This is a genomic window from Allobosea sp. (assembly GCF_030694325.1).
In the GTDB taxonomy this organism is placed as follows: Bacteria; Pseudomonadota; Alphaproteobacteria; order Rhizobiales; family Beijerinckiaceae; genus Allobosea.
The window spans coordinates 1-1150 of record NZ_JAUXYO010000205.1 but is presented as its reverse complement, the minus strand read 5'-3'; the positions used below and the strand labels follow the sequence as shown (position 1 = coordinate 1150).

Below are 1150 nucleotides of genomic sequence, written 5' to 3'. Positions count from 1 at the left end.
GTCCTCTGCCGCGACTGCCTGGCCGACCACGAGGCGCAGGGCGAGGCTCCCCGCCGCTGCCCGGCCTGCGGCTCGCCGCGGCTGCTGCGCCACCCCGAGCGCGACAGCCTGAGCCTCGCCCATATCGACTGCGACGCCTTTTATGCCGCGATCGAGAAGCGCGACGATCCCAGCCTGCTCGACAAGCCGGTGATCATCGGCGGCGGCAAGCGCGGCGTGGTCTCGACCGCCTGCTACATCGCCCGGACCTATGGTGTGCGCTCGGCCATGCCGATGTTCAAGGCGCTGAAGGCCTGCCCGCAGGCCGTGGTCGTCAAACCCGACATAGCGAAGTATGTCGCGGTGGGGCGGCAGGTGCGCCGGCTGATGCAGGAGCTGACGCCGCTGGTCGAGCCGATCTCGATCGACGAGGCCTTCCTCGACCTCGCCGGCACGGAGCTGCTGCACCATGCCAGCCCCGCCGTGACCCTGGCGCGGTTCGCACGGCGCATCGAGGCGGAGATCGGCATCACCGTCTCGGTCGGGCTGTCCTATGCAAAGTTCCTGGCCAAGGTCGCCTCCGACATGGACAAGCCGCGCGGCTTCTCGGTGATCGGGCGGGCGGAGGCGGTCGCCTTCCTCTCCGCCAAGCCGGTGGGCCTCATTCCCGGCATCGGCCAGGCTAGCGCGGCCAAGCTGGCGGAGTCGGGCTTCCGTCTCATCGGCGATCTGCGCGAGGCGCCGGTCGACAAGCTGTTCCGGCTGGCCGGCAAGGACGGCCCGCGGCTGAAAAACCTCGCCAACGGCATCGACCCGCGCCGCGTCACGCCGGACCGCGAAACCAAGAGCGTGTCCAGCGAGACGACGCTGGATGTCGACCTGTCCCGCTTCGAGGAGCTGGAGCCGGTGCTCTGGCGGCTCTGCGAGAAGACCTCGAAGCGCCTGAAGCATCAAGAACTGGCGGGCCGGACCATCACGCTGAAGCTGAAGACGGCGGATTTCCATTCGATCACCCGAGCGACGCGGCTGCCCGAGCCGACCCAGCTCGCCGCACGGCTGTTCACGGCGGGGCGCGAGCTCCTGCGGCGCGAATGCAGCGGCCCGCGCTACCGGCTGATCGGCATCGGCGCGAGCGACCTGACCGGCCCGGAGGAAGCCGACCATGGCGACC

The 1150-nt window shown here is 70.0% G+C and carries 1 protein-coding gene; it reads left to right on the top strand.

The genetic code is table 11. From position 1 onward, the window contains the following. On the top strand, positions 1 to 1150 hold a 1150-nt coding region (locus Q8M82_RS13490; protein WP_371126349.1), incomplete at both ends, for a DNA polymerase IV.